Consider the following 19,639-nt stretch of genomic DNA (forward strand, 5'->3'; position numbering starts at 1 on the left):
TATTAAAAAAAATTTTATTAAATTATCTAAAGAAAAAATAATTTTTTAATAATAAAGATAGCGGGGCCTAGATTTGAACTAGGGCTCTCGGGGTTATGAGCCCCGCGGGATCACCAGACTACCCCACCCCGCTATGGATAAAATAGCCAACTCTAATAAGAGTTATTATTATTTAAGTTTAAAGTTATATATAAAGGTTTTGTTTTTACTAAAAAAATTAAAGAAAAAATAAGATTACTTATTTGATTTTTTAATAACAATTTTTTCTGCAGTTACTTGAGGTGGTATCGTATTTGTAGGATCCCCCAGAGTATACACTTCTACTTTAGAACCTCTTACTAACTGATTCATTTTACATTCAACTTGCTTACTATCCTTAGATTCCTTGTATATTTTAGTATTCTTTGTTATTATTACTGACATGTTAGATGTGGAGTTAGTTTCATCATGAATGTAAATTGTTCCTATTGTTTGATTTGTACTGTTAGCAACATTAGTTGTATTTCCAACAACAGTTCCAGTTAAGTCAGGTAATTGATCCATTGTTGCAGAATATGTACCATAAACTATACCTACTAATACTACAATTAATACTAATGCTTGTAATGGTGAAAGTTTCATAAAATATACCTATCTATTTTGTATTATAAACTATGTTCTTTTTATTTTATAATATTATTCTATTTTACATTTTTCTATTATTCATCCAAATCCCCAAGGTATGTTGCATAAAATCCATCAGTATCTGCATATATTGGTTTAAAACCATATTCTTCAGATTTCTTCATTGCTGATTTAATATATTCTCTACCCCATGCAGTTATTGCAGCAGCACACTCTATTTTATACCATCTGAATCTAGAATAGCCGTAAGCACCAAACATCGAATTAGCTAATCTTTTAAGTCCTTGTTGTTCAAAATCATATGCTCTTTTTTGTTCAGGTACTGTTTCTTCCTTCATTAATTTTTTTATTCTCTGTCTTTCATCTAAAATATAACCAATTATTGATGGAATAAATCCTTTTGGTTCTTTTCTAAATTTAAATCCATCTTCAGGACTAACATAATATTCTGATTCATTAAAGCCTGAAACATCTTCAATGATAGTATCGGGAGAAATATTTTGAGCAATAATAATTGAAGGATATAGACTTTTAAAGTCCAGATAAGCTATATGTTCAAATAATCCTTTTTCAGGATCTTTTACATATCCTCCCATAACTCCCTTATTTCTACGTTGTGAATATTCATTACCACTTGGTTTATTTGGTATGATATTATTTTTTTCATATGCCTTGAGGATAAGATACCATTCTACCATTTGTCCAGTAGTCATACGAGCTATATCAAATAATGGTTGACCTACAAGTCTAGCTTGAGCAATAGCAAGTGGTGTTAGTTTATCACCTATTGCAGTAGTTGTAACAGCATCATCCATGGAATAATCAAATAATTCTTCAAGTTTTTCATCATTAGAATCCCAGTATTTGTAGATTTGGTTTCCAGGAACATCAATTTTTTCTTGATCAAATAATTCCTCATAAACTCGCTCTAATGTATATCTATCTAAACTCATATTTCTTCTAACTAGCAAATATAAATCCACATGTATTCGTCCCCGAATTACACCTGCATTAGCAAAGCCTCTCTTCATAAATTTTATTCCGGAGCCATCTATTCCTAAATTTAGGTTAATTTTTAATTTATCAGCCCTTTTTTTAATGTAAGGTAAATCAAAATTATCAGAATTATATCCTACCAGCATGTCAGGATTTTCTTCTTTTATTATTTCACCAAATCGTTTAATCATGTCTTCTTCTGTAGGTAATGTTTCAACAAAATCTCTATTAGATTTTTTTGTAGACAATACTTTTTTAAAACCATTACTTCCACATAGACTCATCATAATAATTGGATCTTTTTCTGCATCAGGCATCCCTTCTGCATTATACACTTCTATATCAAAGCTAAGTAATTTATTTTCATTGATAACTTCATGTGTATCATAAGGATCTTCTAATAATTTAAATAATATGACATTATCATCAACTTTTAATTCTTCCCTATAAATATTAGCATCTAATGTTTTACCCTGTAATTTAATAATATTTGTTGGTGTTATTTGTTTATCAATTAAGTATCTTCTATAAAAGGGAATATCATATTCCCTGATTTGTTTAACTGAGGGTAAATCACGAATATCATCCCTATATTTTGGTACATCTTGTGGATGATTAAGTGTAATTTTTATAAATTCTCTTTCTATGCCAATATCTATTTTTATTTCAATTTCTAAATCATCCAAATCTAATTCTCTAAGTTCTACTAAGCATTCATCCATATTTCGTGGTAAAACATATAAATATGGTTTAAATGTAGTATCAAATGCAATGATATTTTCATTTGTCTCAGAATCAACTCCAAATAATCTAACTATTGGTTTATTATCACGACTTACATAATCAATATCATTAAGAACTATTGTCTTTGTTTCCATGAATTTAATATATATAAATAAGAATATTAAAAAGTTTATATCAAATAAAAGAAAGTATAATCATATATTGAAATCATGAAAAATAAGCTAAAAATAATATTTTAGAAGAAAGATAGTTATGGTAAATTTTAGAAAATTAGAAGATTATGATGATATAGAAAAAATTGCTACTTGGATTTATAGTACTGATGAATTTACATTTAATATAGTATTTAAAAATAAGATAAATGCTATTAAAGCTCTAAAAAAACTTATTCAAAGTGATTATATAAATCCATACCATAGACATTTTATAACTATCTGTTATAGCAATAATCGAGAAGAAATTCATGGAATTGCCGTGTCATTTAAAGGTTCAGATATTTCTATTAAAAACACATATAAAGCAATGAAATCTACGTCGTGTACTAATATACCATTAATTATAATATACTTAGCAATATGTCGTTTTTTTGCTTCATCTATTGCTAATGAGGATTATTATCTTGGAAATTTATTTGTAAATCCCAAACATCGTCATGAAGGTGTTGGAAGTAAATTAGTTAATAAATGTAAAGAATTAGCTATTACTTCTAATTCAAATGCATTACTGTTAGATGTAGAACATGAAAAAGAATATTTATTGGATTTTTATGATAAACTAGGATTAAAATTAGATAGTGAAAATTATCATAAAATATTTGGTAAAATTTATGGGTGTTATGGTTTAAAATATAATTTAAAATAGAAGGAAGAATAAATATGGAAAAAGTTGATGATATTACAATAATTTTAGGAAGAGAAAGAGATTCAAATTGTTACATTATAGATGATTGTTTAATTGACCCTGGAAGTGGATTAAATAATGATTACCTAATTTCATCTATAGAAGAAGCAGGAATAAGTATGGATGACATTAATAAAATAGTAAATACCCATTGTCACTTTGATCATATGGGTGCTGATAAATATTTACAAGACACATATGGTTATGAAATATATATGCATCCTCTTGATATACAAACAGTAGAAGAAAAAGATATTGATGGAACAGTAGCATCCTCATTTGGCATGACTGTACCTGATTTAGATATTAAACCACTCGATACTGATGATAAAATAGGTAATTATACTGTAATTCATACCCCTGGACATACTCGTGGAGGAATATGTTTATGTGATGGAAAAAATCTAATAAGTGGAGATACTGTATTTTCTGGAGGTAATTTTGGAAGAACTGATTTACCTACAGGTAGTCGAAAAGATATTAGAGAATCTATTTTAAAATTAGCTGATTTGGATGTTGTACAATTATTCCCAGGTCATGGTCCTTATGCAACATCCGCTGTTTCTGAACAAATGGCTTTAGCTGTAATGATAGCTTCAAGATTATGAAAAATAATAATTATTCCCTCACATCTTTTTTTTTAAAATAAAATAAAGGTTATCCTAGTAATCCACTTTTAGTAAAGTATTTTTTTATTTTTTTAGCAGATTTTGTTTTAACTAGAAGAGTTAGTTTATCTTCTTTTTCGATTACAATATTATTTTGAGCAATAAGAGGTTCATTATTTTTATAGCATAGCATTATTATAAAATTTTCTGAAGGACTAATTTCTCCTATTTCTTTACCAACTACTTTATTTGATTTTGCTATTAAACTCATTAATTCATAATCTTCTTTTCCAGCAGAATTAATCTTAAAAACATTGGAATTAATTATTAATTGTTGAATATCGGCACAAGTTGTGAGTTCTGGACTTACCACTTCATTTAATCCTATTTTTTTAAACATTTTAATATGTGTTGGATTTTCAGTACGTGCAATTATTTTTTTAAGATTATAATTTTGTGCAGTTATACCAATTAGAAGATTTACTTCATCAATACTTGTAGCTGCTACAATAATATCTGCTTCTTTAATTCCTGCTTTTTCTAGTACTGCTTTATTAGTAGCATCCCCTTTAATAATTGAAATATCTTTAAATTTCTTATCAATTATACTTAGTACTTCTTTATTATCTTCAATAAGTGTTATATCATAATCCCATCGTTTTTTAAGAAGTCCTATTAAACGAATACCTACTCTTCCTCCACCAACAATAATTACATTAACCATACTGCATCTTCTCTATATTATAAATATCATATTTATCTAAATTTACTTAAATAGTTATAATTTTATATGTATTATAATATATTATATAATAATATACTAATTTTTCAGAAATATTATAATAAATAGTAGAGAGGAATATTTTAATGAAAAATTAAAAATAAAAAGGAGATATTATGGATTACAAGAAAGTCTTCGGATTACTGTTAGTTGGATTGATAATACTTGCAGGAATGATTATTTTTATTGGTCCTGGAGAAGTTATGAATGCACTACAACAAGCTAATATGAAATATGTTATACTTGCTATTATTATCCAATTCATAATTATGAGCCTATGGGATATTAAGTGGAGTGTAATACTAGATGGAGTTGGAGTTCCCCATAAGAAACTACAACTATTTGCAATGTTACTTGTTGGATTAGCACTAAACAACTTAACTCCCAGTGGTCGTAGTGGTGGAGAGCCTGTTAGAGCATACCTTGTAAGTAAAAGTTCTGGAAAAAGTTTCAAAACAACTTTTGCTACTGTAATAGGAGATAAGATATTTGACATATTTCCTTTCACAGTATTAGCTCTAGCTGCAATCACATATCTAATATTTACATTACATCTAAGTCAGAGTATAATAATTACTTTGATTATTGCCATGATTTTATTCATAGCAATAATTGCATTTTTAATATATATCTGTTTTAATGAAGCTTTAGGAATACGTGTGATAAAATGGGTATTTAGACAATTAAGACGATTTATGTCACGAGATTTGGATACTTATGAATTTAAAACATTAGAAGCACTTATTGATTTTCAAGAAAGCTTAAAGTATTTATTAAAAGATCAGAAAATATTCAGTGCGGCTCTTACAATAGCTTTTATTGTATGGTTTTTAGAAATATTAAGAGTATATGTCGTATTTTTAGCATTTGGCGTTAACGTTTCATTAGGAATGGTAGCATCAGTATTTCTACTATCAACACTAGTAGGTATGATACCTGCTCTTCCTGGAGGAATTGGAACTATCGATGGAATAATGATTATAGTTTACTCATTAGCTGGAATATCACCATTTATAAGTACAGCAGTAACACTTATTGAACGATTAATATCTTTTTGGATGGTCTCAATAATGGGATTACTCATACTTCCTTACTTTGGAACGGGAGTATTAGATGAAGTAAGTACGGATAGCTAAAATATTAACATCCACTCCCAACTATTTTTTTATAAAAAAATTTTATTTTTAGGAGCATTAATTATGAATTTACCAGAAATAGATGATACTTATGCAGAAGCATTTAAAACAAAAGCAGCCCACCTATTAATTACAGCTGCTACAAAAAAATTAGCATATATTGCTGCAACAGAAGCAACAGGATTTGGAACATCTTTTATAGGATGTCCAGCAGAAGCAGGAATTAATCAATATATACCTCCAGAAAAAACACCAGATAATCGTCCAGGTTATTCAATAATAATTTGTCAAAATAAAACAGCACAAGTAGAAACACAATTATTAGAAAGAATTGGACAATGTGTACTAACTGCTGCAACAACAAGCGTATTTAACCTATTACCCGAAAGTGATAAACAAACAAATCTAGGATTTAAATTAGCATTTTTTGCTGATGGATACCAGGAAAAAATAGAAAAATATGGTAAAACTATGTATAAAATACCAGTTATGTCTGGTGATTTTTTAATAGAAGAAAATTTTGGAATAACTGATGCAGTAGCAGGAGGTAACTTATTCATAATGGCAAAAACCCAGCAATCAGCATTAATTGCTGCGGAAGCTGCAGTGAATGCAATTGAAGAAATCCCTGGAGTAATAACCCCATTTCCAGGAGGAATTGTAGCATCAGGTTCTAAAGTAGGATCTAAAAAATACGAATTTATGCATGCAACAACAAATGAGGAATATTGTCCTACACTAAAAAATAAAATACCAAATTCCAAACTAAGCGATGATACAAATGGAGTTTATGAAATTGTTTTTGATGGACTTACCGAAGAAAGTGTAATAAAAGCAACAAAAACTGCAATAGAAGCTATAAAAACAATACCTGATGTTCAAAAAATATCTGCTGGTAATTATGGTGGAAATCTCGGAAAATATAAAATAAAACTTATAGACTAAATGGTGATAAAATGAAAGATGTACTAACTCCCATTGAAATGAGAGCAATTGATAAAAACACTGCATACAACCATATTCCCACTTTAGTTCTCATGGAAAATGCAGGTGCAAGTATTGCTAAGTATATTGTAGAACACTACCCTGATAAGAAGAAAGTATCAATATATTCCGGAACTGGTGGAAATGGAGGCGATGGTTTTGTTGTAGCAAGACATCTCTTAAATTATGGGTATAAAGTACATCTACTTCTTTTATCAAAACCAGAAAATATCAAAAATAATGATGCACTCATCAACTGGAAAGCTATTGAAGTAATTAGTACTACAACAAAAAATCTTAAAACATCCATAATTACTGATTCAGAACAATTAACTCCAGATAATTCTGATATAATCATAGATGCACTTCTTGGAACAGGTGTTAATGGAAAAATAAGACAACCTACATCTAAGGCAATAGACACTATTAATTATTCACCAGCTATTAGAATTTCTATTGATGTTCCATCAGGATTAAATCCAGAAACAGGAAATGTGAAAGATAAATCAGTTATTGCACATACCACATTAACATTACATAAGAAAAAAACAGGACTAGTTAAAAGTGAAGAAAGATATACAGGAGCTATAGAAGTACTAGATATTGGTATTCCACAAGTATCAGAGGAATACACAGGAAGTGGTGATCTACTTAAACTAAAAAAACCAGAAGTTACATCACACAAGGGAGATAATGGATCTGTACTGATAATTGGTTCTAATACTGATTATATAGGAGCTGTAATATTTGCAGCAGAAGCATGTATTTCACAGGGCATTGATTTAGTATATATTGTTGTTCCAGAAACATCTGCAAGTATAATTAAACAATATAATCCAGAATATATTGTTAGAAGCATTCCAGGAAGTATACTAAGCATGGATGGTTTTGAATTAATTAAACCATTAATTGAAAAAGTAGATTCCATTCTAATTGGCTCTGGTGCTGGACTTAATAGTAAAACAGGAGAATTATTCAATAATATTGTTAAATCAGTAGATAAACCAATTATTATTGATGCAGATGCTTTGAAATTAGTTGATAAAGAAAATATAAAAAAAGGCAATATTATATTAACACCACATGCTCGTGAATTTGAAACATTTTTTAGCTGTGAATTACCTAAGAAATTAGAAGCAAAAAAAGAATTACTACAAAAATTATCTATAGACTATACTACAACAATACTCCTCAAAGGTGTTGTTGATATTATTACATGTCCTGATGATTATAAATTAAATAGTACTGGTAATCAAGGAATGACTGTTGGTGGTACAGGAGATATTCTTGCAGGATTAACTACTGCAATTTCAACTAAAAATAGCTTATTTGAATCTGCTTATATAGCCTCATTCATCATAGGATGTGCTGGTGATGAAGCCTTAGATAAATATGGATTTAAGTATTCATCAAAAGATATCTTAGAATTTTTATAGGAGTTTTAATTACTCCTATATTAAAGATAATAATACCAAGATAAACGTGCCAAAAACTCCTCCAAATCCTGAAATAATAATAGTCAATAAATTAATTGGAATATCAATTCCAGGAACAATATTCACAAATCCTAATAAAATCCATCCCGCTAAAAGATGAACACCTATTTTTAAAATTAACCCACCATAAGATATGATGAACTTAATAATCAATATTACAATTAACAACAATACTATTAAAGTTAATATACCTGATAAAATCATGATATCACATCCATAATACTTGTTTTCATAAAAATAATAAAATATTTACTATTAAAAATTATACTTCCATAATTAACTATAAACATCATAGATAATATTTATTTTTAAAATATATGATTAATTAAAGTACTAAAAAAAATAAAAAAAATAGATTATGCTATATATACATTTTCTACTTGTTTTTCTACAATATTCATTAAATTCCGTTCAGTTTTTGTTATTTCTTCTTCATAATTTTCTGCACAAGTTTGTACTATTGTTTTAATTGTAGTCTTTACAAGAACTTGTTTTGTAACTTTATTTTTTTCTTGATTTAAATTTTTCATCAAAAAAAGAAATTTAGAATTATTTTATTAAATTGAAAAAAAATTAGTTAAAATCATACATTATACTTAAATTAGTAGAATAAACTACTTTATTTTTTTGTAAAAGTTATTAAAATTTATTATTCTAAAAATTATATTCTTATTCTTAAATTTGTTTTATGATTATTCCTATTTTGTAAATTTTGCTTTATGGATTTATCAATTTTTTAATACATATTTTTATATTAAATAAATAATATACTAAATATTAGTTTATAATAAGTTTTTTATGATAGGGAGGTGTTAAGTTTAGGTTCACTTAAATATGTAGTATTTAATTCTTTAATTGGTGAAATTGGTCTTGTATGGGATAAGAATGAAATTATAAAACAAATAGTGTTACCTCATGTTCAGACAAAAAAGTTTAGTTATAGTAGTCTTCAGTATAAGGGTGTTTTACAGTGCACTAATCCTAGTGAGTATATTCATAATGTTATGTCTGATATAAAAAATATTATTATGGGAAATAATAATATTCATTTTGAAGATAATCAACTAGATTTAGATGTTCTTACTGATTTTCAGAAGGTTGTTTTATTAAAACAGAATGCAATTCCCTATGGTAAAGTAATTACCTATAAGAAATTAGCTGATATGATTGGTAAACCTAGAAGTGCTAGACCTGTGGCTAATGTTTTATCATCAAATCCATTTCCCTTAATTATTCCATGTCATAGAACTGTTCGTTCTGATTGGACTATTGGAGGGTATGCTGGAACTAAGGATGGATACTTTAAACAGTTTATTTTAGAAAATGAAGGTATTCAATTTGAAAATGGTGTTGTTAAAAAAGAATACCGTTATCAATGTGAAGATCTTGAAGTTAAAAATGTTGTATTATAACTTTTTCTTTTTATTTTTTTGTAGTGTTTCTAAGTTTATTTGTTCTTCTTATAGTGTAATAAATTATAAGTTTTAACTTATAAGTTAAAAGATTAATGAAAAAATAAGAAAAAATTAATAAATATATTAAAAATAAGTTTTATAAAAAAAGAAGGTTGAAGAATTATATTTCTTCATCTTCATCTAATGCTACTCTCATTGTGTCAGAGTCTTGAGGCATGTATCTAAGGAAGTCATCTGCTGCTCTTCTTACATCGGAAGAACCAATAATGTATCTACCTGCAATAATAATATCTGCACCATTGGATAATGCTTTATTTACTTTTTCAGGTGTTACTCCACCAGCTACTGCTACTAATCCACGTTTACCCAGTTTGGATTTGATTTCACTGATGTTACCCCATTCTGATGCTTGTTCATTGTCATTATCTCTCATTGTTTCAGAGTCAATATTTCTGTGTAATAAGACTATGTTTGGTTTTAAATTGAGTTGTTCAAGTTTTTCTGGAATATCTTGTACATTCATCATGTCAAGTATGGAGTATATTCCTTGTTTAGAACATTCATGTATAGCTTTTTCAATAGATTCGTTTGTTCCAAGACCAGAAATAGCTACTGCATCTGCTGTTTGGTCTGCAGCCATTTTAACTTCTACTCTTCCAACATCTAATGTTTTAAGATCAGCAATAATGAAAGCTCCAGGTCTTTCTTCTCTTATTTTACTAATTATTTCTACACCGAATTTTTTAACTAATGGTGTACCAGCTTCAATAAGAATTCTTTCACGTTTTGGTAAGTCTCTTATGATACTACGCATTTTATCTTCATTATCAAGATCTAATGCAACTTGTAAGTAAGGTGGGTTCCATAATTTCATAGCTTTGAATCCCATAATTGGATGAGTTCCTCTGTCTTTTTCTGCTAATACTTTATCTACTGATGGATATTTATCAAATGCACGTTTAATTGCAAGTTTGGTTGCTCCATAGTTGTATTGGTATATTTTACGATAATCTTTTGCAGAAGGATCAATAAATACATTTACCATTATTACAATATCTTCAACAATATCACTTGGTATAATTTCTTCTTCTACTGCATCAGCTACTGCTCTTCCTACTGCAGTTTGAGCTGGACCAAATATTTTACTTGCATCATCTAAGTTTTGTACTGTTACTTTAGGTATGATGAGTGTTGCAGGTTTTGCAGTTAAGTTTGGTCTGATTACTGCAAGAAGAGGTGTGTGTCCAACAGACATACTTGCCATGTTTGTTGCAAATGCAGTTCCTACAGGACCTTCTTTATCTCCAATTATAAGGTCGATATGTGCTAATTCGGGTCCATCTCCTATTAAAGCTTCTCCTATTTCATACATTAGTTCTTTCTCCATTAAATTTATTCTAATTTTTTTATTTTATCATTTTTTTAAGATGTTGGATTTGAAAAACAATTTTAAAAAAAAAAGTTTTCATTATAATATTATATTTGTTTATCTGTAATTATATATTTCACTGATTAAATTACATTATAATCATACAAAAAAAATAAGAATAACTTATTAAAACATAATATTTACTTTAATTTTAATATTAAATAAAACACATAATTAAGTAAGGAATTAAATATAGATTTAAATCATATGGAAAGATGAAAATGAAAATTGATACACATATACACAGCCAGTATTCAAAAGATTCAATTGCCCCCTTAGAAGATATTGTTAAATATAGTCAAAAAACAGGTTTGAATGCAATAGCTATAACAGATCATGATGAAATAAAAGGAACATGGGCTGTTAGAAAAATAAAACATGAAGGATTACTATTAATTCCAGGAGAAGAAGTAAGTAGTACTCAAGGTCATATAGTAGCATTAGGTATAACTGATTATATAAAACCATTACAAACACCTCAAGAAACAATTGATCAAATCCATGACAATGCAGGTATTGCAATAGCAGCACATCCTTACTGTTATTACAGAAGTGGTCTTGGAAATATTGTGCAAAAATTAGATGTTGATGCAATGGAAACTATGAATTCAAGATTTATACTAGGTATATCTAATTATTTAAGTAAAAGAGTTTCTAATAAGAACAATATTCCAGCAATAGGCGCTAGTGATGCTCATTTCATAAAAGGAATAGGTCGATGTTATACAGAAATTCCTGATTGTGATGATGTAGATACTTTAATTAAATACATAAAAAAAGGAAAAACTAGTGCTCATGGAGAACGTACCCCTATGAATCTTATTATTAAAGAAGTAATTCGTAAAAAAGGTCGTAAAACAAAACCTAAAACAGAATAAATGTATATGAGATAATCTGTTTCTCAAAGAAAATTATCTTATAAATATTTAAAATTTTATTTTCAAAAAAAAGAAATATAGAATAGTTATTCCATATTTTTAAGTTGTTCATCAATTTTATTAACTCGTTCTTCTAATGAATCAACTCTTTTATCCGTAATCTCTTTATATTCATTAAGGTCTTTTTCTAAAGTATTATATTTATCAATAACTATATCCAAATCATCTTGTGTTGTAAGATTCCAATCTTCAATTACTTGTTCACTTTGTTCATTGATGAATTGATTTATTTTTTTAGACATTGCATCGGTTCTTGTTGTAATATATTCTTCTTCATCATCTTGAACTCTATCTTTAAGTTTATCTCCAAATCTATTTACTGTTTCAGCAAAGTTAGAAACATATTCCTCTTGTCCCACTCGTTCACTGAAATCTTCTGCTCTATTATACATATCCCTATATACAGGATTATTTGTACTTTGTAAATAATAAAATACTAGAATAAGTATTGCTATGATTAGTATTACTATTGCCAGTATGGAAGCATGATCCATGTATTAGTCCCCTTATTATTTTTTAAGAGATTTTTCTATCTCTGCTTCTTTTTTATCTAATTTTTCAGCTAATTTCTGAAGTTTTAAGAGTTCACTTTTTGCTTCAAGTTGTTCTACTCTTTCGTTTACCTCTGTACTTAGTAAACCTACTTTTCCCATTATTTCAGAAGTGTTAATTCGAATTTGTTGAAGTTTTTCCTGATCTTCTTTAGATAATTCAGACATGTTTTCTTTCATACGTTTATTTTCCAAGTCTTTTTCTACTAATTCAATTTTTTTAAGTTCCATTTGTCTTTCAAGTAATGTTACATTATTTCGTGAAACTGCACTTTTTCTCCACTCCACAACTATTACTATTATTGCAATTAAAAAAATTATAGCTAGTGCTAGTAAAAAGATTTGGTCTTCTGTGAATGCTATAACCATTATTTAACCTTCTTATATAATTATTTTTTTCTATTTAATATAGATTGTATATTATATTATTAGTTTAATTCTTTATTATATTTATGATATATGAGTTATATAATCACTGAAAACATGAAGATAATTTAATAAGTTCTTATGAAAAATTAGATGTTTAGAAAATTAATTTAAAAAAAAGGATTTAAAGAAGGTTAATTTATATTTTTACTTCTTCATATACCATGTCAATTGCTTTGGACATTGCTTCTTCTACACTTTCTGATAATCCATATTCAACAAATGGTGATGATACTTTTTCTGGTTGACATGCTATGATAACTATTTCAACTTCGTCTAGTTCATCTAATGGGTCTGCTACTGATACGGAGTGTGGATCTTGATATTTTCCTTCAGGAACTTGATCTTTTGATAATTTTTTTATATCCCCTGGTTTTCCTCCAAAGTTAGCTATATCTAATATAATTATTTTTTTCCACATGGGATTTGGTAATGAAAATAGGTAGTGAGGTGCACTTGTACCCGCATCAATTGTCATTACATTTTCTGGAAGAGGTCTTTTATTTAATTCTTCTTCGATTTTATTAATTGTTGCAGGTCCAAATCCATCATCTTTGAATAATACATTTCCACAACCTACAACTAATACTTCAGCGTCATATGTCAATATAATTTCTCCAATTTTATTTTATTATTTATTTAGTCTGTATATTTTTATTTATATTATATTTAATATATGATTGTTTTCACTTTAGATTTTTTTGGAACATAACATGTTATCATATCCCTTTCAGATTCTTCATTTAATGGTTCATTAAGTAATGAGTTATACCATGATAATACCATTTTATTTGTAGTTGGATCCATATATAATGCATAACCTTCAATATTATCCATCATGAATAATATCCATCTATCTGTACCTTCTAAAGTTTTATAGATTCTACAAAAAAATTTATTTTTATCAGAATCATCAGAAAAAGACATATAAATATTATTCAAAGAAAAAGATTCTTTAGGCTTTAATAATTTAGCAGATAGTTTATAAGATAATAATAATTCTTCTACATCACTTAATTTTAGATTTAAATAAATATTATCATCAATAGTTAAATCAAGTAATACTTCATCATCAGTTATAATCATGAGAACCACATAAGAGTAAAATGTTAAAAAAAAATATTGAAAAAAAGAAAGGAATCGAGATTAATTAATTACCAAAAGATTCTTTAACTTTATCAAAGAAGCCATGTTTAACATGACTAATTTCTTCACCACTTTCATCAGCGAAATCTTTAAGAATTTCTTTTTGTTTATCAGATAATTTTTTAGGAACAACAACGTGTACTTTAACATAGAGATTACCTTTATCTTTACCCCAGTTAATTCTTTGTATACCTTCTCCTTTTAGTTTAAAGGTACTTCCACTTTGTGTTCCTGCAGGAATTGAAAGTGTTGCTGTTTTTCCATCTATTGTAGGTACATCCACTTTATCTCCAAGACATGCTTGAACATAACTTATTGGTAGTTCATAATACAAGTGTTGACCTTCCCGTCTAAATAAGTCATGTTTTAATACATTTATAGTTACATATAAATCTCCAGAAGGAGCTCCATTTATTCCATCATCTCCTTCACCAGAAACTCTTAGTCGAGACCCTGTCTCTACACCTGCAGGTATATTAATAGAAATGGTATTAACAGTAGATTTTAATCCTTTACCCCTACAATCAGTACATGGTTTTTCTATAATTTGTCCTTCACCATTACATTGTGGACATGGAGATACCGTTGCAAATTGACCTAGTGGCGTATTTTGTACTTGTCTTACCTGACCAGCACCATTACAATTTGAACAAGTTTTTGAGGAGGAACCAGGTTCTGCTTTAGATCCATTACATGTTGGACATGTTTTTTTATGTCTTACATCAATCTTTTTAGAAACTCCAGTTGACACTTCTTCAAGAGTTAAATCAATAACTTGTTCTAAATCTTGACCTCTACCAGAATTTCTTGAAGAACCTCCACCAAATCCGAAAAGGTCAAAAATACTTCCAAATCCTCCTTGACCTCCACCAAATCCACTGAATATATCTTCAAAGTTTATATTGTTAAATATATCTTCTTGACTAAAGCCATCCATTCCTGCATGACCATATGTATCATATCTTTGTCTTTTATCATCATCAGATAAAACCCCATATGCTTCACTTAATTCCTTGAACTTTTCTTCAGCATCAGCAGCACTATTTTTATCAGGATGATATTTCATAGCTAATTTACGATAAGCTTTTTTAATTGTTTTTTTATCGGCGTTTTTATCTACACCTAATACTTCATAATAATCTCTCTTATCTGCCATTTTTCTGACTCCCTTTCCTTTTTAAATTATTATAATGAAAATTTGGAAAAAATAGTTTTTTGAGTGTTATTTTCCCATTAACTATTTCTTTAATTAATTATGGGATTTCTTTATTTATATTTATTTTAAAGTATTACAGCTAATTATTTTTTTTTCATATAGAGCAACAGAGTATTTATTTAATTTAAAGTTAATTTTTATAATAAAACTCTAAAATATTCCTTTTATCGTCTACACTATTAAATAACTTTTTTCATAGAATATCTAATAGATTATGTTATTATTCTTTTTTAAAATATTTATTTTGTCAGAAAACTTATTAAAATCCTATCAATAATAATTTTCATTATAGTTTATGACTACATTATATGTTATAAAAAAAATGCTTTAAAAAGGTTAATTAAGAGATACTAATTATCTCTTAAATGTATTTATTGTTTTTCAAAGTCTGCATCAATTGTGTCATCGTCTGCTTGAGATGGGTTATCTTGTGCTTGTTGTTGTGCTTGTTGTTGTGCTTCTGCAGCTTGTTGGTATATTTCTGCTCCAATTTCTTGTATTGTTTTATCTAATGTTTCTGATTTTTCTTTGATTAAGTCAATATCATCTTTTTCTATTGCATCTTTGAGTTCTGCTTGTTGATCTTTAAGAAGTGTTTGTTTTTCTTCTGCTAATTGATCTTTGAGTTCTTCTAATGTTTTATCAACTGTGTATACTAATGTATCTGCATTGTTTCTTATTTCAATTTCTTGTTGACGTTTTTTATCTTCTTCTGCATGTGCTTCTGCTTCTTTTACTTTTTGTTCAATTTCTTCATCAGATAATTTGTTTGATGATGTGATTGTTATTTGTTGTTCTTTTCCAGTTCCTTGATCTTTTGCAGATACATTAATTATACCATTTGAATCTATGTCAAAAGTTACTTCAATTTGTGGTGTTCCTCTTGGTGCGGATGGTATTCCTACTAATTGGAATCTTCCAAGAGTAGTGTTATCATTTGCCATTGGTCTTTCACCTTGAACTACATGAATATCTACACTTGTTTGACCATCTGCTGCTGTTGTAAATATTTGACTTTTTTTGGTAGGAATTGTTGTGTTACGTTCAATGAGTTTTGTAGCTACCCCTCCCATTGTTTCAATACCTAATGATAATGGTGTTACGTCGAGTAATACTAAGTCATCAATTTCTCCTGCTAGTACTCCTCCTTGAACTGATGCACCTGATGCTACACATTCCATTGGGTCAATTCCTCTTTCTACTTTTTTACCTACAAAGTCTTCAACATATTTTTGGATTGAAGGCATTCTTGTTGGTCCACCTACAAGGATAATTTTATCAATGTCACTGTTACTCATTTTTGCATCAGTTATTGCTTGTTGAATTGGTGCTCCACATTTTTGTATAATTGGATCTACGAGTTCTTCAAGTTTTGCTCTGGTTAATGTCATGTTTAAGTGTAATGGTCCTGCTTGTGTTGCTGTGATGAATGGTAAATTAATATCTGTGGTTAATGTTGTGGATAATTCTATTTTTGCTTTTTCTGCTGCTTCTCTTAAACGTTGTGCTGCTTGATCATCATTTAATAAGTCCACACCATTTTCTTTTTTGAATTCATCTGCAATATATTTCATTAATGCAAGGTCCATGTCTGTTCCACCAAGTTGAGTGTCTCCACTTGTAGCTTGTACTTCGAAGATTCCTTCTCCGAATTCCATGATTGTTACATCGAGTGTTCCTCCACCAAGGTCAAATACTAATATATTTACATCTTCTTCATCAGTTTTATCTAATCCATATGCTAAACTTGCTGCAGTTGGTTCATTTACCAATCTTAGTACTTCTAATCCTGCAATTTTTCCTGCATCTTTTGTTGCTGTTCTTTGGTTATCATCAAAGTATGCTGGTACTGTAATTACTGCTTTTTTAACTGGTTCTCCTAGGAATGATTCTGCATCTTTTTTGATTTTTTGGAGAATTAAAGCAGAAATTTCTTGTGGTGTGTAATCTTTTCCTTGTATGTTTACTGTGTAGTCTGAACCCATATGTCTTTTAATTGCACTTATTGTATTTTCAGGGTTTGTTACTGCTTGTCTTCTTGCTGGTTCTCCTACTAGTACTTCTCCTTCTTCTGTAAATGCTACATAACTTGGGAATGATTTTCCGTATTGTGTTGCTCCTTCTGCACTTGGTATAATTGTTGGTTTTCCACCAATTAATGCTGCTGCTGCGGAGTTACTTGTTCCTAAATCGATTCCTATTACTTTTTCTTCTGCCATATATATCACCTTTTTTAATTATTTTATTATTATTGTATTATCGTAATTGTTTTTTTTAAATAAGTTATTTTTTACATACTTTTACTTTTGAGTATCTTATAACTTTTGAATTTAGTGTGTATCCTTTTTGTAAGTCTTCAATGATTTCATTATTTTCGTATTCATCATTGTTTTCTGTGAGTAGAGCTTCATGTTTGTATGGATCAAATTTTTGATGTTCTGTTTTTATTTCTTCTACTCCTTCATCTTGTAATATTTTTGTGAGTTTTTTGTAAATTAATTCTACTCCTTCTCTCAGATTTTTATCTTCTTTGACTTCTAGAGATCGTCCTAAATCTTCGTATGCCTCCAGTATATTAAGTATTAATCCTTCATTGGCATATTTTATGAAGTCTTGTTTTTCTTTTTCTGATCGTTTTTTGAAGTTCTCGAAATCTGCTCTTGATCTTTGAAGTTTATCTTTGTATTGTTGTATTGTTTCTTCTTGTTGTTTTATGATTTCTTCTTGTGTTGGTTCTGTTTTTTCTTTTTCATTAATTTCTTCTTGTTCTTCTATGTTTTCTGTTGTTTTTTGATTTTTTTCTTCTTCAGTCATTTATTCACCCTTATTTATTTTTAAATTTAATTTATGAGTCCTTTTTAATTTTTAAGGGCTTTTTTTATTATAGTAACCCTAAGTTATAAAATATTTTATTTTGTTAATTATACTTTAGTAACAAAATGTTATATATACTTTATGTTATTTTAGTAACCTTAAGTTACAAAACTAATTTTTGATAATAATAAATAAATACAACATAGTATATAAAGATTATGCTATTTTAGTTACATTTGGTAAGATTTATATATAGATAAAAATATAATAAACAACATAGAAACAAGAAAAAAATAAATAAAATAAGAAGAGGATAACATGGACTTAGAAGCAGTACTTGACGTAATCGGATGTAAAACAAGAAGAGAAATCCTAGCATTACTTACTGATGAACCAAGATTTGTAAGTCAAATTTCACAACAATTAAATATAGGTCAAAAAGCAATAATAGGACACCTAAAAGCAATGGAAGAACTAGGCCTAATCAATCCAACATATCAGAAAATAGAAAGAGGAAGACCAAGAAAATACTATGAAATATCACAAGACATAGAAATAAAAATATTCATAAAACCAGACACAATTAATATGCACATGATGGGCGAGGAATTTACAGAACTATATAACATTGAAGAAAGACTATATCTGGGTGATGAAGAAGCAATAAACGACCTTAAAACAATAATACAAAAATATAAAAATGCATTAAAATATGCAGAAGAACTACTAAACAAAGTAGAAAACCCTGAAAAACATAAAACAAAAACAATAATCACCGATATAACCAAAACAAAAGCAATACCCGGCTATAATCTCAATGATTAAAAAATTTATATACTTAAAATAAACAAATACTATTAATATATACTAATAGATTACACAAATCAAGTATTATATTGAAGATATAGGTGAAATGATGGATAAAAAAATTTTATTATCTGTCTTAATAGTAGCCTTAATAGGAATTATCGCAGCTACATATCAAATAAACATAGGTGAAGATATATTAAACCCCTTAGCAAGTGTAGATACGGAAGAATCATCAATAACAGATGTACTTGCTGCTCCAACTGCCGCAGAATCATCAAACACAGGTACAACCACAGATCAAAATGCAGCAGAAACTGCTGCAACAGCTGCTACAGACAAAGCCAATTCACAAGCAACAAGTACAAGTAACACATCACAAAGTAGATCTGGAAATAGTTTAATAAATTCAGAAAACCCTGTAAATACACCAGGTACAGATAATAATAATAATAATAATAATAATAATAATAATAATAATAATAATAATAATAATAATAATAATAATAATAATAATAATAATAATAATAATAATAATAATAATAATAATAATAATAATAATAATAATAATAATAATAATAATAATAATAATAATAATAATAATAATAATAATAATAATAATAATAAT

The 19,639-nt window shown here is 28.0% G+C and carries 22 protein-coding genes and 1 tRNA gene; 9 read left to right on the forward strand and 14 right to left on the reverse strand.

Annotation, left to right across the window (positions count from 1 at the left end):
* Positions 1-58: 58 nt before the first annotated feature.
* The 3 genes from NL43_RS06845 to NL43_RS06855 all read right to left on the reverse strand — a co-directional run bounded on the left by NL43_RS06845 (position 59) and on the right by NL43_RS06855 (position 2,498).
* A tRNA-Met gene (locus NL43_RS06845) sits at positions 59-133 on the reverse strand.
* Between the two features lie 101 nt (positions 134-234).
* Positions 235-621 (reverse strand): hypothetical protein, encoded by a 387-nt coding sequence (locus tag NL43_RS06850; RefSeq protein WP_069593308.1) that lies wholly within the window; start codon positions 619-621, stop codon positions 235-237.
* Between the two features lie 77 nt (positions 622-698).
* Positions 699-2,498 carry a DNA-directed DNA polymerase gene (locus NL43_RS06855; protein WP_069593309.1) on the reverse strand — a complete coding sequence of 600 codons (1,800 nt, stop codon included), beginning with the start codon at positions 2,496-2,498 and terminating at the stop codon, positions 699-701.
* Between the two features lie 118 nt (positions 2,499-2,616).
* Between NL43_RS06855 and NL43_RS06860 the strand changes: the two genes are divergently transcribed.
* Both NL43_RS06860 and NL43_RS06865 read left to right on the forward strand, forming a co-directional pair.
* The gene (locus tag NL43_RS06860; protein ID WP_069593310.1) at positions 2,617-3,225 is read left to right on the forward strand and encodes an N-acetyltransferase; all 609 of its coding nucleotides are present in this window, start codon (positions 2,617-2,619) and stop codon (positions 3,223-3,225) included.
* 14 nt (positions 3,226-3,239) lie between these two features.
* Positions 3,240-3,872 (forward strand): MBL fold metallo-hydrolase, encoded by a 633-nt coding sequence (locus NL43_RS06865; RefSeq protein WP_069593311.1) that lies wholly within the window; start codon positions 3,240-3,242, stop codon positions 3,870-3,872.
* Positions 3,873-3,921: 49 nt separating this feature from the next.
* On the opposite strand, the gene NL43_RS06870 is transcribed toward NL43_RS06865, so the two are convergent.
* The gene (locus tag NL43_RS06870) at positions 3,922-4,596 is read right to left on the reverse strand and encodes a TrkA family potassium uptake protein (protein ID WP_069593312.1); all 675 of its coding nucleotides are present in this window, start codon (positions 4,594-4,596) and stop codon (positions 3,922-3,924) included.
* A 173-nt stretch (positions 4,597-4,769) separates the two neighbouring features.
* Here NL43_RS06870 and NL43_RS06875 point away from each other — a divergent pair, with 173 nt between their 5' ends.
* The 3 genes from NL43_RS06875 to NL43_RS06885 all read left to right on the forward strand — a co-directional run bounded on the left by NL43_RS06875 (position 4,770) and on the right by NL43_RS06885 (position 8,209).
* Positions 4,770-5,789 carry a UPF0104 family protein gene (locus tag NL43_RS06875; RefSeq protein ID WP_069593313.1) on the forward strand — a complete coding sequence of 340 codons (1,020 nt, stop codon included), beginning with the start codon at positions 4,770-4,772 and terminating at the stop codon, positions 5,787-5,789.
* Between the two features lie 63 nt (positions 5,790-5,852).
* Positions 5,853-6,734 carry a formylmethanofuran--tetrahydromethanopterin N-formyltransferase gene (fhcD, locus tag NL43_RS06880; RefSeq protein ID WP_069593314.1) on the forward strand — a complete coding sequence of 294 codons (882 nt, stop codon included), beginning with the start codon at positions 5,853-5,855 and terminating at the stop codon, positions 6,732-6,734.
* Between the two features lie 11 nt (positions 6,735-6,745).
* On the forward strand, positions 6,746-8,209 hold the full coding sequence (locus NL43_RS06885; RefSeq protein WP_069593315.1) for a bifunctional ADP-dependent NAD(P)H-hydrate dehydratase/NAD(P)H-hydrate epimerase: 1,464 nt from the start codon (positions 6,746-6,748) through the stop codon (positions 8,207-8,209).
* 15 nt (positions 8,210-8,224) lie between these two features.
* Here the strand turns inward: NL43_RS06885 and NL43_RS06890 are convergent, their stop codons facing one another.
* Together NL43_RS06890 and NL43_RS08305 are read right to left on the reverse strand one after the other, a co-directional pair.
* On the reverse strand, positions 8,225-8,473 hold the full coding sequence (locus tag NL43_RS06890; RefSeq protein WP_069593316.1) for a pro-sigmaK processing inhibitor BofA family protein: 249 nt from the start codon (positions 8,471-8,473) through the stop codon (positions 8,225-8,227).
* A gap of 152 nt (positions 8,474-8,625) precedes the next feature.
* Positions 8,626-8,799 carry a hypothetical protein gene (locus tag NL43_RS08305; protein WP_158005564.1) on the reverse strand — a complete coding sequence of 58 codons (174 nt, stop codon included), beginning with the start codon at positions 8,797-8,799 and terminating at the stop codon, positions 8,626-8,628.
* A gap of 279 nt (positions 8,800-9,078) precedes the next feature.
* On the opposite strand from NL43_RS08305, the gene NL43_RS06895 reads away from it, so the two are divergent.
* Positions 9,079-9,681 carry an MGMT family protein gene (locus NL43_RS06895; RefSeq protein ID WP_084790453.1) on the forward strand — a complete coding sequence of 201 codons (603 nt, stop codon included), beginning with the start codon at positions 9,079-9,081 and terminating at the stop codon, positions 9,679-9,681.
* Positions 9,682-9,844: 163 nt separating this feature from the next.
* Here NL43_RS06895 and NL43_RS06900 read toward each other — a convergent pair whose 3' ends face one another.
* Positions 9,845-11,056: a bifunctional 5,6,7,8-tetrahydromethanopterin hydro-lyase/3-hexulose-6-phosphate synthase gene (locus NL43_RS06900; protein WP_069593317.1), complete on the reverse strand. Its 1,212-nt coding sequence runs from the start codon at positions 11,054-11,056 to the stop codon at positions 9,845-9,847.
* A 278-nt stretch (positions 11,057-11,334) separates the two neighbouring features.
* Between NL43_RS06900 and NL43_RS06905 the strand changes: the two genes are divergently transcribed.
* Positions 11,335-11,991, forward strand: coding sequence for a PHP domain-containing protein (locus tag NL43_RS06905; RefSeq protein WP_069593318.1), 657 nt, complete (start codon positions 11,335-11,337; stop codon positions 11,989-11,991).
* Between the two features lie 86 nt (positions 11,992-12,077).
* Here the strand turns inward: NL43_RS06905 and NL43_RS06910 are convergent, their stop codons facing one another.
* The 7 genes from NL43_RS06910 to grpE form a co-directional block, all read right to left on the reverse strand.
* Entirely contained in the window at positions 12,078-12,545 is a 468-nt protein-coding gene (locus NL43_RS06910; RefSeq protein ID WP_069593319.1) for a hypothetical protein, read from the reverse strand.
* A 15-nt stretch (positions 12,546-12,560) separates the two neighbouring features.
* The gene (locus NL43_RS06915) at positions 12,561-12,971 is read right to left on the reverse strand and encodes a hypothetical protein (RefSeq protein WP_069593320.1); all 411 of its coding nucleotides are present in this window, start codon (positions 12,969-12,971) and stop codon (positions 12,561-12,563) included.
* Positions 12,972-13,167: 196 nt separating this feature from the next.
* Positions 13,168-13,635 (reverse strand): coenzyme F420-reducing hydrogenase, FrhD protein, encoded by a 468-nt coding sequence (frhD, locus tag NL43_RS06920; RefSeq protein WP_069593321.1) that lies wholly within the window; start codon positions 13,633-13,635, stop codon positions 13,168-13,170.
* Between the two features lie 62 nt (positions 13,636-13,697).
* Entirely contained in the window at positions 13,698-14,114 is a 417-nt protein-coding gene (locus NL43_RS06925; RefSeq protein WP_069593322.1) for a hypothetical protein, read from the reverse strand.
* Positions 14,115-14,178: 64 nt separating this feature from the next.
* The gene (gene dnaJ, locus NL43_RS06930) at positions 14,179-15,330 is read right to left on the reverse strand and encodes a molecular chaperone DnaJ (RefSeq protein WP_069593323.1); all 1,152 of its coding nucleotides are present in this window, start codon (positions 15,328-15,330) and stop codon (positions 14,179-14,181) included.
* 431 nt (positions 15,331-15,761) lie between these two features.
* Complete coding sequence (dnaK, locus tag NL43_RS06935; protein WP_069593324.1) at positions 15,762-17,609, reverse strand: molecular chaperone DnaK; 1,848 nt, start codon at positions 17,607-17,609, stop codon at positions 15,762-15,764.
* 64 nt (positions 17,610-17,673) lie between these two features.
* Entirely contained in the window at positions 17,674-18,204 is a 531-nt protein-coding gene (gene grpE, locus NL43_RS06940; protein WP_069593325.1) for a nucleotide exchange factor GrpE, read from the reverse strand.
* Between the two features lie 318 nt (positions 18,205-18,522).
* Between grpE and NL43_RS06945 the strand changes: the two genes are divergently transcribed.
* Both NL43_RS06945 and NL43_RS08310 read left to right on the forward strand, forming a co-directional pair.
* Positions 18,523-19,029 carry an ArsR family transcriptional regulator gene (locus NL43_RS06945; protein WP_069593326.1) on the forward strand — a complete coding sequence of 169 codons (507 nt, stop codon included), beginning with the start codon at positions 18,523-18,525 and terminating at the stop codon, positions 19,027-19,029.
* A gap of 91 nt (positions 19,030-19,120) precedes the next feature.
* The coding region (locus NL43_RS08310; protein ID WP_198923196.1) for a hypothetical protein at positions 19,121-19,639 on the forward strand (519 nt) is incomplete at its 3' end.

The organism is Methanosphaera sp. WGK6, assembly GCF_001729965.1.
GTDB lineage: Archaea > Methanobacteriota > Methanobacteria > Methanobacteriales > Methanobacteriaceae > Methanosphaera.

Coding starts and splice junctions, on each gene's coding strand:
- NL43_RS06850 (WP_069593308.1), bottom strand. CDS start 621: ATGAAACTTTCACCATTACAAGCATTAGTATTAATTGTAGTATTAGTA.
- NL43_RS06855 (WP_069593309.1), bottom strand. CDS start 2,498: ATGGAAACAAAGACAATAGTTCTTAATGATATTGATTATGTAAGTCGT.
- NL43_RS06860 (WP_069593310.1), top strand. CDS start 2,617: ATGGTAAATTTTAGAAAATTAGAAGATTATGATGATATAGAAAAAATT.
- NL43_RS06865 (WP_069593311.1), top strand. CDS start 3,240: ATGGAAAAAGTTGATGATATTACAATAATTTTAGGAAGAGAAAGAGAT.
- NL43_RS06870 (WP_069593312.1), bottom strand. CDS start 4,596: ATGGTTAATGTAATTATTGTTGGTGGAGGAAGAGTAGGTATTCGTTTA.
- NL43_RS06875 (WP_069593313.1), top strand. CDS start 4,770: ATGGATTACAAGAAAGTCTTCGGATTACTGTTAGTTGGATTGATAATA.
- fhcD (WP_069593314.1), top strand. CDS start 5,853: ATGAATTTACCAGAAATAGATGATACTTATGCAGAAGCATTTAAAACA.
- NL43_RS06885 (WP_069593315.1), top strand. CDS start 6,746: ATGAAAGATGTACTAACTCCCATTGAAATGAGAGCAATTGATAAAAAC.
- NL43_RS06890 (WP_069593316.1), bottom strand. CDS start 8,473: ATGATTTTATCAGGTATATTAACTTTAATAGTATTGTTGTTAATTGTA.
- NL43_RS08305 (WP_158005564.1), bottom strand. CDS start 8,799: ATGAAAAATTTAAATCAAGAAAAAAATAAAGTTACAAAACAAGTTCTT.
- NL43_RS06900 (WP_069593317.1), bottom strand. CDS start 11,056: ATGTATGAAATAGGAGAAGCTTTAATAGGAGATGGACCCGAATTAGCA.
- NL43_RS06905 (WP_069593318.1), top strand. CDS start 11,335: ATGAAAATTGATACACATATACACAGCCAGTATTCAAAAGATTCAATT.
- NL43_RS06910 (WP_069593319.1), bottom strand. CDS start 12,545: ATGGATCATGCTTCCATACTGGCAATAGTAATACTAATCATAGCAATA.
- NL43_RS06915 (WP_069593320.1), bottom strand. CDS start 12,971: ATGGTTATAGCATTCACAGAAGACCAAATCTTTTTACTAGCACTAGCT.
- NL43_RS06925 (WP_069593322.1), bottom strand. CDS start 14,114: ATGATTATAACTGATGATGAAGTATTACTTGATTTAACTATTGATGAT.
- dnaJ (WP_069593323.1), bottom strand. CDS start 15,330: ATGGCAGATAAGAGAGATTATTATGAAGTATTAGGTGTAGATAAAAAC.
- dnaK (WP_069593324.1), bottom strand. CDS start 17,609: ATGGCAGAAGAAAAAGTAATAGGAATCGATTTAGGAACAAGTAACTCC.
- grpE (WP_069593325.1), bottom strand. CDS start 18,204: ATGACTGAAGAAGAAAAAAATCAAAAAACAACAGAAAACATAGAAGAA.
- NL43_RS06945 (WP_069593326.1), top strand. CDS start 18,523: ATGGACTTAGAAGCAGTACTTGACGTAATCGGATGTAAAACAAGAAGA.